The sequence below is a fragment of the Chryseobacterium sp. RR2-3-20 genome (genome assembly GCF_017808115.1).
GTDB classification, from domain to species: domain Bacteria; phylum Bacteroidota; class Bacteroidia; order Flavobacteriales; family Weeksellaceae; genus Chryseobacterium; species Chryseobacterium oryzae.
In genome coordinates, this window is sequence record NZ_JADQBD010000073.1 from 1 (window position 1) to 13,879 (window position 13,879).

The 13,879-nt window shown below is 34.3% G+C and carries 7 protein-coding genes and 2 tRNA genes; 1 reads left to right on the forward strand and 8 read right to left on the reverse strand.

Features of this window, described 5'->3' with window-relative positions:
* Nucleotides 1-437: 437 nt before the first annotated feature.
* The 6 genes from sprA to IV513_RS13265 form a co-directional block, all read right to left on the reverse strand.
* The gene (gene sprA, locus IV513_RS13240; protein ID WP_209391051.1) at nucleotides 438-7,457 is read right to left on the reverse strand and encodes a cell surface protein SprA; all 7,020 of its coding nucleotides are present in this window, start codon (nucleotides 7,455-7,457) and stop codon (nucleotides 438-440) included.
* Nucleotides 7,458-7,526: 69 nt separating this feature from the next.
* Nucleotides 7,527-8,111 carry a Holliday junction branch migration protein RuvA gene (ruvA, locus tag IV513_RS13245; protein ID WP_209391045.1) on the reverse strand — a complete coding sequence of 195 codons (585 nt, stop codon included), beginning with the start codon at nucleotides 8,109-8,111 and terminating at the stop codon, nucleotides 7,527-7,529.
* Between the two features lie 183 nt (nucleotides 8,112-8,294).
* Nucleotides 8,295-8,368 (reverse strand) — tRNA-Arg (locus IV513_RS13250).
* Nucleotides 8,369-8,400: 32 nt separating this feature from the next.
* A tRNA-Pro gene (locus IV513_RS13255) sits at nucleotides 8,401-8,475 on the reverse strand.
* A gap of 153 nt (nucleotides 8,476-8,628) precedes the next feature.
* Nucleotides 8,629-8,958 carry a 2Fe-2S iron-sulfur cluster-binding protein gene (locus tag IV513_RS13260; RefSeq protein ID WP_209391046.1) on the reverse strand — a complete coding sequence of 110 codons (330 nt, stop codon included), beginning with the start codon at nucleotides 8,956-8,958 and terminating at the stop codon, nucleotides 8,629-8,631.
* A 15-nt stretch (nucleotides 8,959-8,973) separates the two neighbouring features.
* Nucleotides 8,974-10,029 (reverse strand): NAD(P)/FAD-dependent oxidoreductase, encoded by a 1,056-nt coding sequence (locus tag IV513_RS13265; RefSeq protein WP_209391047.1) that lies wholly within the window; start codon nucleotides 10,027-10,029, stop codon nucleotides 8,974-8,976.
* Nucleotides 10,030-10,177: 148 nt separating this feature from the next.
* Between IV513_RS13265 and IV513_RS13270 the strand changes: the two genes are divergently transcribed.
* Nucleotides 10,178-10,948 (forward strand): DUF3108 domain-containing protein, encoded by a 771-nt coding sequence (locus IV513_RS13270; RefSeq protein ID WP_209391048.1) that lies wholly within the window; start codon nucleotides 10,178-10,180, stop codon nucleotides 10,946-10,948.
* Nucleotides 10,949-11,378: 430 nt separating this feature from the next.
* Here IV513_RS13270 and IV513_RS13275 read toward each other — a convergent pair whose 3' ends face one another.
* Together IV513_RS13275 and IV513_RS13280 are read right to left on the reverse strand one after the other, a co-directional pair.
* Nucleotides 11,379-12,020: a response regulator transcription factor gene (locus tag IV513_RS13275; RefSeq protein ID WP_209391049.1), complete on the reverse strand. Its 642-nt coding sequence runs from the start codon at nucleotides 12,018-12,020 to the stop codon at nucleotides 11,379-11,381.
* 12 nt (nucleotides 12,021-12,032) lie between these two features.
* Nucleotides 12,033-13,775 (reverse strand): ATP-binding protein, encoded by a 1,743-nt coding sequence (locus IV513_RS13280; protein WP_209391050.1) that lies wholly within the window; start codon nucleotides 13,773-13,775, stop codon nucleotides 12,033-12,035.
* Nucleotides 13,776-13,879: the final 104 nt, after the last annotated feature.

Sequence of the window (13,879 nt, forward strand, 5' to 3'; positions counted from 1 at the left end):
TGTTCGGAATCAATGGACTTAAATTCAGCCAAAATAATCAAACTAATCAACTCTATATCAGACAGTTTTGGTTTTATTGGTTTAAAATAAAAATTTTCAGTTTCGGAAATGTCTCTTAAATTATTTAAAATTAAATTGTAACTTGCTTCAAGGTTGCTCATAATTGTATTTGATTGGTAGTCAATACAATATACTAATTTTTAGTCACTTGAGCAACCTTTTTTATAATGCACTACGGGTTAACTATAAGAATTTTCAGAAACATTTTTAGGGATAAAAAAAACAAAAGACACACTCAATTGTGCATCTTTCGTTAGATTTAATTTAATAATTATTGCATATCAAATATATTAACAGTTTTTATAATTTCCAATAGTTGTGAAAAAAAATACTTTCTTTTTTGAAAGGATTTTAAAGATATTTTTATTTGAATGAATTTAGAAACCACCCGAATCTCCAAATGTAAATGTTGCTGAGATTCCTGCCCTTATAGTCGATAATGGGAACGCCGTAGATATCTTATACTTTGAGGTCATCTGCTCGTAGAATAATCTCAAATTTAGATTCTGGGAAACGTTATAATCAGCAGAAAGTTTAATATTCATTAATTTTTGTCCTCCTGTAACCTGAGAATCATTCAGCAAAATATTCATAATACTTGTGCGGCTGTCTCTTAAAGAAATATCTCCACGAATATTAAGATCCGAACCTTTCGCTCTTGCACCTCGCTGATTATTGGTTCCTAATCTGAAATTTCTCACAATATATCCCAATCTTACAACATACTCTGTATTGGCATCTTCTGTTAAAGTTTGATTCACCAATCCTAAAATTAATGATCGTACTTTATTGTACTGTATACCAAACTGCATATTGTTTCTCATCGTTACATCTACTCCAATTAGAGGAGAAAACGCCTCTGTATAACCTACCTGTGCAAATGTATAAGGATTTATAAAGTTATTGTTAACATCTCTTTGCGAAGTTCCTGCGTTATTTTGACTGTTGAAATAATCTATATTAGACTGAATTCCTGCTGCTGTATATGTTGCTGTATATCCATGCAGAATATCAAACTTACTGAACTGCCCGTTAATCATCGGAATATTTCTTAAACCTGAATAAATAATCCTCCAGTTTGGAATCGGAAGTCCAGATTTCTTAGGATTCGTCATTCGTTCAGGATTTTTTCCTTCAACAGCTGCACGGAATGCAGGGATTAAAACATAAGCATTAGAAATACTGTATCCATCTGCAAAACCATTAGGATTCAGGTTGCTTCCAAGTTGTTGGGAAAGATTTCTTGCTTGTGTTCTTATGGCATCGTAAATATAATTACCATCTTTAAAGGATGAATTTAATAAAACCACAGTATTAGAATAAGACACCATATCGTTGGCAAATGTAAAATCTGGATTAGAATTTCCAAAATTGTCCCGATAATTGAAGCCTGTGTGAGAAAAATTTCTGTTGTATGTGCTTAATACATTAAAATCTATTCTAAAATCATTTATTGGAGAAACCTGCAAATCTGCCCTCAGTTCTCGGGTGGAGAGTTTTACATAAGGATCAATCATATATGGAGAATCGCTTACCCATCCTCTTTCCATTACCAATCTTCTAATGTCTGCCTGCGAACCGAATAAGAAGCCTAAAGAAGGACCTCCGAAATCCTGCCCATAACCATAACCATTAGGGGAATATAGTAATCCCGGAATAACGCTACTGTTATTTTCGGTATAATTTACATTCAGCTGTTTAATAGACGTCAGCAAATAAGCTGCACTCTGAAATACCGAAAGTTTATTTTTAAACTTATAGCTTTTAAATGCATATCTCTTTTTCTCCCACGCCTGTGTATAAGCATTGTTTAGAGAATCCTGTTCCTGCTTTCTCTTTTGCAGCGTCGTAGCCATCCTTTTGAAATAACTGAATTGACTAAAAAACTTTGGAAGATCGGCTGAAGCATTGGCAGAAATAATATTGCTGTTCTGCCCAATAGAACCTAAACTTCCTTCTGGACTTGTAAGCAAAGCAGTAGATCTTGCATTCCAATTATAGGTAAAACCATATCCTACCTCAGCTTCAAGAAAATCTAAATAAGGTAAATGCTGAAACGGAAGTCTATAATTAAGCTGTACATTGTGCTTGTACAAAACAGGTCTTCCTGCCCTGAAAACATTCCCGAAAATAGACGAATTATTCATTGTATTAACGTCTATATTATCATTCAGAGTTCTTGTGGCAGAATTAATCTGCATTTTCAAGGATTTTGTAAAATTGAATTCTAAACCATATTGCCAGCCGAAATAGAAATTTCTGTTTTTCAGTGCAGCAAACTGATCATTAAGATTACCGCTCAGAATGGCATCAATATTTCTGAATTCAAGCTCATTATAATTTCTGTCTAATTCTGTACGGAAAGATACCCTTGTAGGAATGGGATTGAAATTGAATTCTTTAACCCATTTCAAATATTTTGCAGATTTTGCAGTATCGTTTACTATTTTCCTGAAAGGCCTTAATTCCCAAGGTTTGAAGTTATAATTGTAATCTAAATAACCTCTAAGATATTGTCTGTAATTTTTCTTGGTATAAATATCTCGATAATGATCGTCGTTGTATACCGTTGTTAAAGAAAGGTTTTCAACATCATAAAATTTTGGTTTACTGTTGGGTTTTACTCTTTCTTTATGCATATTTACAACACCAATACTTCTTTGCTGTGTGTATGTTCTTGCAACTTTTTTAAGCTCTTCTCTGTTGGCCGCTTTCTTAAATTCTACATCCGTATCCAATGGATTATATTTAGGATCTTCGATGGTTTGAGAGTAAGAATAGTTTACCGGAATTTTCATACCTGTTTTTTCAGGAAGAAATTTATCCACATTTACAGCAGTATTAATACTGAAAGCAGATTGTGTAGACTGGTTTCTTTCCGCAGGTTTAGAGTCTATATTCCCAAAACCTACAGAGGTATAAGAGGCACTGGTATTTACCGTTGCAAAATCTCCAAGATTAAAATTTAAACTTGCATTTCCTGCATAACCACCATCATTTTCAATTTCAGAAAGACGAATTTCGTTTACCCAGAGAACACGGTCAATAGAAACACCACCAACATCTCCTCCATTCCTGATTCCTACCATAATGGTGGTAATATTTCCTAAACTTGGGCGGCCTTTAATATACATTTTTTTAAATGTGGCACCACCTCCAAATTCGGGATCCAAAATTCTTTCTACAAGAGCATTCGGTTTATTTCTGTCGCGTCTTATTTTAGCATCCACAAAATCCTGAATGTTAATATCTACTTCATTTTCGTATGGCCAGATTTCCAATGGAGCTGTTGCTGTTCTTGGAGTAATTCTCAGTGAAGATTCGTACTCATAATAGTTATCCGAAGCATCACTTCCTAAACGGATAAAGAACTTAGTTTTTTCATCAATTTGCCCATCTGTTCTTCTGTCGCTTGGTGATTGAGCATGTACAAAAAGTTTCAGTTTTTTGTATCTTCTCATATCGAGTGTCGTATTTTTGAATACACCTCTAGCTTCATTAGCATTAAGTCCTGTAGCTTTTATGTAAAGGGAAGATTCGTTCTGTCTTTGTACTCCTGCATTTCCGCTCAACACTTGTCTGTCGATTCCCGGAGGAAGTACATAAGGAGGTTGGTTGAGTGCATTTTCTTCAATATTTACACTTCCAACTTCAAAATTTTCTATATTTTCTATATTTAAACCTTCATCAAAAGATGGATTGGGTATTACAGACGGAGAAACAGAAGCGTTCCAGTATTTTGCAATGTTTTTAGGATATCTTCTCCAATCTGAACGGATTAAATCCATCGTACCGAATCTCAACGTTGAAGTTTCATCGAAACCGGTTAACAACATTCTTGCAAACCTAACATTATTAAGAATAGATGCACTTTTTTCGCCTTCTGCATCAGATTCTGCAAATTTAGACACCGGAATTCTGAATAAATACCATTTAACATTATCCGTAGCACCGTTCTGAAAAGATGCCTGAACCGTTTTTACATCAACAATATTATTCTGCCCCAAAACCAAATTAGCTTTATCTAATTTTACAACATATTCGTTATAACTTTCGCTTTGGTCTAGATTATAATCTTTATTAATATCTTCTGCATCCGGAGTTTGTGTAGCAACTTCCAAAGAATTACTCTGCGAGTTTCCTTCCGGACCTCTAAAGTACTTGTATCTCTGAACCACTGAAGAGGACATATTTCCTGTGAATTTATCCGACATGTAGAATACAAAATCATCCAAAGCAGGATCTAATAAGTTAGTAACAGGATTCACAAATGTATTTCCGAATCTTGCAGTTTCCTGATCAGAGCTTAAACCATCATACCCTAAATCCTGAGCCGTTCTGTCTGCACCTTCAGTTGAGAAAGCATACAAAATTGGCGGTTGTTTTGGCTGAATTCCCCAGTTTGATGAACTTGTACTGGAAGGATTTCCCGCTGTTGGCAAACCGTTTTCATACTGCATTAATCCATCTTTAAGCACATCTTCCGAAACATTTCCTAAATGAAGCAATAGCTTCGGATTAGTTCCTAAAGCGTGTCCGTCTGCATAAGGATCCATCATCCAGAATTCAACATATTCAATATTTGAATTTACGAAATTGGAAACACTGATTGGTCGCATAATACCCGCCCATCTCTGAGCCGTACTTTCTGCATTTGGATTGGCATTATAAGGTCCTTTTTCCTGCGGATAATAAGAGATATCAAATGTATTGGTGAACGTCTGCTCACCGGCTACAAAATCTCTGTTATTAAAGATTTCTGAAAACTGAACTCTTCTTGATGCGTGATTGGAAACCGTTTGCGGAGTAATTCCCTGCGGTGGTCTTCCTCCAACTCCCCAAAATCTCGGGTCTATATTATACCACGACAATAATCCTCTTCCGTACCCATTGGTAAGATTATCATTAGCTCCGGCTCCGGCAAAAATAGGATTAGACTGATTTTTTTCCGGTTTCGAGGCTAAACTCCACGCACTCGGTTCTTTTAATGAAATTTTGGATGTTGTCTGTTCAAAATCATCAATGTAAGACTGGTCGTTGGTTCCTTTATTTAATCCCGGAATGAGATACGCTCCTTCCATTTTGAAATTAAGATTAGATGGAGCTTCTGTATTAATTCCCGGAATTTTATCGGTAAGTCTGGTAAGAAACGGCAACTGATTATTGTACATCATGTTGATTCCCGCCATGGTATTATTTACTGCTTCCTGCCCGAAATTAACTTTCTGAGTAAGAGGAGATTCAGAATAATTTACAATGGTTCCTCCAAAGATGAAGTTTTCACTTACTCTTCTTTCTAAATTCAGACCTAAAAATCTTTTTCTCTGAGTGTTGAATGTTAACTGATTTTCTAATGAAATATTGATCGCCTGTCCTGACTGTTTTACGGTTTCATTGATAATATTTACCGTACCCAACATATAATCGACAGTATAATCTATTCCTTCCGTAAGCTGAACTCCGTTTGCAGATACTTTTACCGATCCCTGAGGTACATTTACAGCTCCCAGTGAAATTCCCTGCCCTTGTGCTCCTTTATAACGACCTTCAATGGTATATCGTTGTGCAAGATTACTTGCGCTTGCAACCTGCTTCTGCTGGTTATATAAATCTGAAAATACATATTGAGGATTATTCCCTACCAAACCTGCCATATACGATCCAAATGGCTGAACTTTGGTAAACATAATTCTTCCCTGGGACTGTCTGATGGTAATTCCTTCCACGAAATCGAAAACTCCGTCTCCCAAAACCCCGTTATTACTCTGCAAATCTCCATTTACATTCAGACGATCCCAATTTAAGAGTTTCAGCAAATTGGTATCCTGAACCGAAGTATTGGGCAGATAATTTACTTTCCCTCCCGTTTTCGGATCTCTGTAAAAAACATTCAAAATAAATCCATCCCGATCTACCTGTACCGCATCCAAAGAATAAAAATTCTTCATCATTAAATTCCACATTGGAGAATTAACGTTGATTTTGTTATTCGGTCTCAGTAATTTTGTTACCAAAACAGGACTTTCTTCAGAAAACTCTCCTACTTTGTACACCTGATTGGTTCCATTTACGGTATATGAATAAGAAACCGCTAAAAGCTGATTTTCGTTAAGTTTTTGATTAAGAGATATATAACCTAACTGCGGGTGAAAGGTAAATTCGTTGGTATTTAAACGTCGTGCTTTGGTGTTGAAAACATAATGCTCTCCATTATCATAAGGCTGTGTACTTCCTGGAAATGTTTGTCCCTGAAAGTTAGGAAGATAATTTTTACCCTGTTCTCTTGGAGTCCCTATTGCGGAATTTACCTGCTGATAAAGACCATTCTGAGAGTTATCCGGCAAACCAGAAGCACCTTCTCCCAAATCTCTGATTCCTATAATACTTTTTTGGTAGGCAAGGTTAGAATTCCCCTGATCGAGTACCCAAACTTCCATTCTTGAAATATTAATTCTCGAATTTATCTGTGGGTAATTCAGTAACGCATCATCATAATTATTTAAAAAATACTGTCCAATAAAAAAGTGTTGGTTCTCTTCATAATCCAAAGCATTAATTTTGAATGTACTCATTGTACCACCTCCCTGCACCACAATATTTCTTGCTTCGCCCTGTTGTTGCGAAAGTACTATAGTCCCATAAGTTTTACCAAGCTGAAACTCAGATTTGATACCAAATAAAGATTCAGAACCTCTGATAAGACTTGTAGAAAGCGGCATATTTACATTACCAAATTCTATTCTTTTTATAATTTTGTCTTCGCCTCCTGCATTCGGTTTGTGTACATCTCCCAAACCTTTTGTCTGAAGATCTTTCCAAGTTCCTTTTGCCTGCCAAACGAGATTCATTCGATTTTCAAAAGCGAAACCACTTTGTGTATCGTAGTTGGCTTTCAACTGTAGGTTTTCCCCCACTTTACCAATTAATCCCAATTGAATTCTCTGATTAATATCAAAAGCAAAACTGGTTCTGTTTTGAGGTAAAATCATAGGATTATCTATCTTCTGGTAAAGACCCCCAAAATCAAAAGAAGCATAACCGGAAGGAATAATTTCAATTTTATTACTTCCAAAAATAGATTCGAAAAGCTTGTTGTTAATAGTTAGAGAAGGAATTAGACCTTTTCGGGCAGCACCGGTTTTATCCTTCCTGAACATAAGATTGTATTGATCCGACTTATCTTTATAAAAAGATTTAGACTGCTCTGCAAGCATAAATTCCTGATAATCTTCCGGAGACATTGCAACGGGCGGTCCCGTCACCGTATTTCCGATTTTAGGATACACATAATACATCCCGGTTTTTATATCGTAGTATGCCTCGTAATAAGTAGGATCTGTAACCTCGTAATTTTTCCTGATGGAAAAACCCTGCTGATTCTGTTCCTGTGCAAACATATCTACAGAATAAAATATGAATGCCAAGAATATGTATATGCTGAGAAATTTATTATTTTTCACCAAAAGTTAAATATTTTTTAAAATTTGCTTTACCAATTCTTCTACAGAAAGCTCAGGATTTTGTTTTAAAATACGATCGGCAATCTTTTCACTGGTTCGTTTTGGAATGCCCAAAACTTCTAATGCAGATAACGATTCTTCCTTAATTTTATTATTCGTTACAGAAGAAATATTCTCTTCTGCATTGCTGAATTTCTGCACTTTATCTTTTAAATCTACAATAATTCTCTCGGCAGTTTTAGCTCCAATTCCCTTAGCTTTCTGAATAAGAGCTGCATTTCCCGAAAGTATTGCAGAGGCTATTTCATCTAAACTTAAAGTGGAAAGTAATATTAAAGCGGATACAGCTCCCACTCCGTTGACACTAATTAAGAGATTGAACATTTCTTTTTCTAGCCGAGAATGAAAACCAAAAAGCAAATGTGCATCTTCGCGGATAATTTGCTGAACAAACAAAAAGGTTTCTTTATTTAAAATGAGTTTTTGAGAAGTCATTAGGCTGATTCCCACATAATAACCTACTCCGTTTATGTTGATAACAGCATAAGTTGGGGTAAGTTCCTGCACAACGCCTTGTAAAGAAAATATCATTATCAATTTTTATAACTCCCAAATATAGTAATTTAATGTAAGTTATAGATTCATTTAACAGAAGAATGATATTTAACTTTTTTTAGTACAGGTTAGATAAAATTTCCGAGTAGTGAGAAGAAATTTAAAAAATTGAGAATAAGTGCAAATAAAAAAAACTCACAATGAGATGTGAGTCTTAAGTGAGCGCGAAAGGATTCGAACCTTTGACCGTCTGCTTAGAAGGCAGATGCTCTATCCAGCTGAGCTACGCACCCATTTGTAATTTTGAAAAAATTATCGAAAACTGTCGGGGCGGCAGGATTCGAACCTGCGACCTCCTGGTCCCAAACCAGGCGCGATGACCGGACTACGCTACGCCCCGTAAAAAGAGCACCCTATAAGAATTACCTCTTTTTTTGTGGGTGCAAATTTAAATATTTTCTCTAATAAGACCAAGAAATTTATTAAAAATTTTAATATTTCTTTTAACGATGCCTATTAAATGATTTTTTGAAAAGAAAAAGCCTCTTTAAAACTATGGATAAGGAGCTATTTCTACTTCTAAACCTTCCATTGCATCGTTAATATGCAACTGACATCCTAATCGGCTATTTTCATGAACATGGAAGGCTTCGGCAAGCATCGCATCTTCTTCCGCTCCCATTTCTTCTAAACCAGGATCTTTTATAACGTAAACCTGACAGGAAGCACACATTGCCATACCACCGCAAACTCCAATAGTTCCTTCTTCTGCCAATTCGTAGGCACGGATAACCTCCATCAAATTCATAGACATATCGGTTGGAGCCAAAATGTCGTGAGCAACGCCTTCTCGATCTGTAATTTTAATATTAATATCTGACATACTTATAGCGTGAAATTAATCAATTTTTTTAACCACCGCTTTTTCTGCTTCTTTACGGCTACCATCAAAACCATCTACTCCACTTACAGTAGTATATTTCAATACGAATTTTTTACCCGGATTCAGTCTGTTGTAAACACTCTGACACATTAATGTAGCCTCATGAAACCCGCAAAGAATTAACTTCAATTTTCCAGGATAAGTATTGATATCCCCAATTGCGTAAATACCATCTATATTGGTTTGATAATCTAATGCATTATTCACTACAATCGCATTTTTTTCGATATTCAATCCCCAATTACCAATTTCTCCCAACTTAGGTGTTAAACCAAAAAGTGGAATAAAATAATCTGTATCAATATCATAGGCATCTTCTCCATCTACCTGAACTGTAATAGCTTCTACTTTACCGTTCCCTTTAATCCCGGTAACTTCAGCAGGAGTAATCAGTTTAATTTTTCCTTGATTTTTAAGCTCCTGAACTTTCTCAACAGAATCTAAAGCTCCTCTAAATTCATTTCTTCTGTGAATTAAAGTAACTTCACTTGCTACATTAGAAAGGAAAATACTCCAGTCTAGTGCAGAATCTCCTCCACCCGCAATAACTACTTTTTTATTTCTGAAATGCTCCGGTTCTTTTATAAAATATTCAAGACCTTTTTCTTCATAATCGGCAATATTATCAATGGTAGGCTTTCTAGGTTCAAATGTACCCAAACCACCAGCAATTGCAATAGCTTTAGCTCTATGCACAGTTCCTTTATTGGTAATTACCTCAAACCATTCATCATCAACTTTTGTATAAGAAACGGCAGTTTCTCCCAAAGTAAAACCTGGCTGAAACTGTTTAATCTGCTCCATTAAATTATCAATAAGCTCTCCTGCATTTACAGATGGATATCCCGGAATATCAAAAATCGGTTTTTTAGGATACAACTCTGCCAACTGACCTCCGGGTTGCGGAAGTGCATCTATAATATGGCATTTCATTTTCAATAAACCAGCTTCAAACACTGCAAAAAGTCCTGTTGGTCCTGCCCCGATAATCAATATATCTGTAGTAATCATAATTTGACGATTATTTAATAATTTGTAGCGCAAATTTACTAATTTTAATGCGAAGCATATTTAATATTGTCTAAATAAAAAACTGAGATTTATCAAAGCATATAAAAACAACTCAGAAACTTGGCAATATTTTTGTAAAATGAAGATTATGAAGAAAATACTCATTATTGTAACCATTATAATATCATTCTTTGGTTACTCTCAACTGACGAATATTGCCGACGGTGAATCTTTAACTTTGAGAATACATTATGGGTTTCTTAACGCCGGCTCTGCAAATCTAACCACAAAAAAAATCACTTTTAACGGAGTACCTCATCTTTACGTGAAAGGCACAGGACAAACAACGGGTGCAGTGAGAGCTTTTTTTAAAGTGGATGACCTGTACGAAAGCTACATTAATATCGCTACCGAATTACCCAGTTTTTATGTAAGAAATGTAAAGGAAGGAAGTTACACCCAACATCTTCAAACTATTTTCAACCATCAGAACAATACGCTGATTTTAACTGACAAAAAGACTCCCGCCAATGGTTCTAAAACTATAAAATCGGTAAAAGGAGTTCAGGATATGCTTTCCTGCTTTTATTATTTAAGAAGTAAAACAGCTGCCGAACTTAAAGTGGGAACCGTTATTAACATGAACGTCTGGATTGATGATGAAATGTTTCCTTTTCAGCTGAAAGTAACCGGAACAGAAAATCTGAAAACAAAATTCGGAACAATAAACTGTCTTAAAATAATTCCTTCGGTAAAAAGTGGAAGGGTTTTTAAAGAAAAAGAAGGAGTTACAATGTGGGTAAGTAATGATGCCAACCACATCCCTATTCTTTTGAAAGCAGAACTCGCCGTAGGATCTCTAAAAGCAAGTATTGATGATTATAAAAATGTAAAATATCCGCTAAAGTTTAGCAAATAACAAAAAAAACTCTCCAAGCATTCAGTTTGGAGAGTTTTTTGTTAAAAATTTGTGTTTTTTATTGAAAACTTTTTTCCTTATATTTAAAAGCTCTGTAATAATAAGGCTTTTTTCCATCATTTGTGAATGAAAACTATTTGTGTTTTTTGGGGCGTAACTTAGTTTAAAGTTGTTACTATAAAATAAGATACTAGGTTAATCAATGTGTGTTTATAGAATCGTATTTTCTTTTCGTCATTTGTGTTTTACAAAATTCTCACTAGCGACTAATGAGCTATTTTGATGTTGTAAAATTACCACCATTATAGCTTTCGAACAAAAAAAGAACAATAGATAGAATTCGGCTTGGTTGTAGATATTTATCTACAAATTAAAAAACAAATAAGCATCCCTCGAGGAATGCTTATTTTTACTTTTATTATAAAAACAACTAACTAATTTTAAGTAAATCAATCAGTTCCACAATATTTTCAATTTCTAATTTTTCGAAAATACGTTTTTTAGTGGTACTTATGGTATTTTGTTTCACTTCGAGAATGTTGGCGATCTCTAGATTACCCAATCCTTTTGCATATAATTCTGCAATCTGAAGTTCTCTTGAAGTAAGCTTCTGAAGAGGATTTGCAGCATTAGGATTTATATAAGCTTCCACCAAAACCGACTGCGTAACAGAAGAAAGGTATTTTCCTTCTTTACAAAATCTGGTAACAGCTTCTTTTGTTTCTTCCTCTTCGCTCATCTTGCTTAAAAAACCATCTGCTCCAGCATTGATGTATCTTAAAGATTGCGAACGCTCATCAAGCCCGGAAAAAACAAGAATTTTTGTTTTTGGACTGTTCTTTTTAATTTCAGGAATTACCGCTAAACTGTTACCATCCGGAAACATGGCATCAATAATCGCAAAATCAATGCTTTCTTTCTCTATAATTTTGATCAGTTTATTAAGATTGGATGCATGAAAAATATCTCCTTCCAATCCTATTTCTTCAATTACAAACTCCATTCCCTGTCGGATAAGACTATGATCGTCTGCTAACAAAAATCTGTATTGGTTATTATCTTCTGAAGGCATTTACTATCTCTTTTATTTTTTAACATCTAATTGAACTTCAAAAGAAACGGTTGTCCCAATATTTTGTTCACTTTCAACAGAAATATTACCATTATAAAGCTCTACCAATTCTTTACAAAGACTTAAACCTAAACCTGCACCTAAATTTTCTACTTCATCGGATAAAACTCCTTGATAATAGGGTTCGAAAATATTTTTCAGATCAGCCTGAGAAATCCCGACACCACTATCGCTTACTTTAGCAGAAAGCAAAACAGTATTATCGTCCAAATATTCTGCTTTTGTATCCACCGTAATTTTTCCGTTTTCTGTAAATTTATTGGCATTCCCCAATATATTCATGAAAATCTGGTTGATTTTGGTATTATCTGAAAAAACAATTATATCATCTTGAATATCCTGATTAACAATAAATTCATTATGCCTTGTTTCGATGTAAGGTTCCATAGAATTCATTATAGACGAAACTTCATTTTTCAGATTAAAAGTAACCGGAATAATTTTATTTTCAACCTGCTGATTTTTAGTATATTCTAAAATCTGATTTGCCTGCATCAATAAAGTGTTATTTGTAAAACTTATCGATTTCAGATACTCTTTTACACTCTCATCATTCGTCTTTTTATTGATTCTGTTAAGAAAAAGCCCAATAATTTTCAAAGGAGATCTTAACTCATGACTTAGCATCCCGAGAATTCTGTTTTTAAATTTAAGATTTTCTTCAATCTGAATATTGGATGCTTTTAATCTTTTTTCATAAATGAATGCAATTCTGGTGAGGATCATGATAAGAATAGAAACAATGAACATTAAAATCATCGCTCCAAAAATAAGATTGGTTCTAATCTTGTTATTTTTAGAATTCAGTTTATCGTATTCTTTTTCCAAATCGCTTTTAGAGCCTTTTATTGCAGCTTCGTAAACATTCATTAATCCGCTGCTGTAGACAAAAAGATCATTAAATACTTTGTAAAATTTATTATTGCTGTTTTGAGAATTGTTTACTCTTAGCTTTATTTTTTTATCCTCAACAAGATAATGATTGTTCACCACTCTCAGAATACTGTCGAAATCGGCCTTAATGCTTGTAGAAGTAGGCATAACCCCTTGTTTTACAGTTACCACAACACTATCTTTCGCTTTCCCGCCTTTTCCGGATATCGCATCGCCTAAACGTCCAAAAAGACCTTTCTTTTTAATCGTATCTTTAAAAACTTTGGTATCGAGTACTACATTAAACTTATCGAAATCGTATTTTAAAGCATATTTTTTGAAGCCTGGTAAATCTTCTCTCGTGTTATTAAAATTACCCTGAGTAGAATACTGATACGTTGAATCTATAAGATCTTTAAGCTGATTGACATGAGATGATGAGCTTTGCATCGGTTTTGTAATCGCCTTTATTTTAGGGAATTTATTTTCATACCCATTAATTACATTGATGTTTTTATCCAGCGTATTTAAAGATTTAAAATAAGAATCTAAATACGTTTCATCTTTGGTTTCTACATACTTCTGCAAAAATCCCTGTGCGGAAAGCAATTCATTTTTAGAATTATCGGTAAGATTTTCGAGTGAATGTATTTCATTCAGCTGTTTTTTTATAAAAGACAGATTTTTGCTTTTTATAAATTCATTATAAAAAAAAGCTGCAATAATCAACTGAATCAACAAAATACATACAATAAGAGAATAATGCACAATTTTCCTATATCGAAATCTAACCGATTTAGAAGAAGTATCTTTAATATTCATATTGTTTTACCTGTTGTGCATTTAGGAATTAAAAAAAAAAGATTGTCCATTTGATTAAAAAATCGTATATTTAATTGATTACCAAGTCATTAAATACATGAACA

Excerpts from the sequence above, each read along its gene's own strand:
- IV513_RS13270 (WP_209391048.1), top strand. The coding sequence starts at position 10,178 with ATGAAGAAAATACTCATTATTGTAACCATTATAATATCATTCTTTGGT.
- IV513_RS13260 (WP_209391046.1), bottom strand. The coding sequence starts at position 8,958 with ATGTCAGATATTAATATTAAAATTACAGATCGAGAAGGCGTTGCTCAC.
- ruvA (WP_209391045.1), bottom strand. The coding sequence starts at position 8,111 with ATGATATTTTCTTTACAAGGCGTTGTGCAGGAACTTACCCCAACTTAT.
- IV513_RS13280 (WP_209391050.1), bottom strand. The coding sequence starts at position 13,775 with ATGAATATTAAAGATACTTCTTCTAAATCGGTTAGATTTCGATATAGG.
- IV513_RS13275 (WP_209391049.1), bottom strand. The coding sequence starts at position 12,020 with ATGCCTTCAGAAGATAATAACCAATACAGATTTTTGTTAGCAGACGAT.
- IV513_RS13265 (WP_209391047.1), bottom strand. The coding sequence starts at position 10,029 with ATGATTACTACAGATATATTGATTATCGGGGCAGGACCAACAGGACTT.
- sprA (WP_209391051.1), bottom strand. The coding sequence starts at position 7,457 with ATGTTTGCACAGGAACAGAATCAGCAGGGTTTTTCCATCAGGAAAAAT.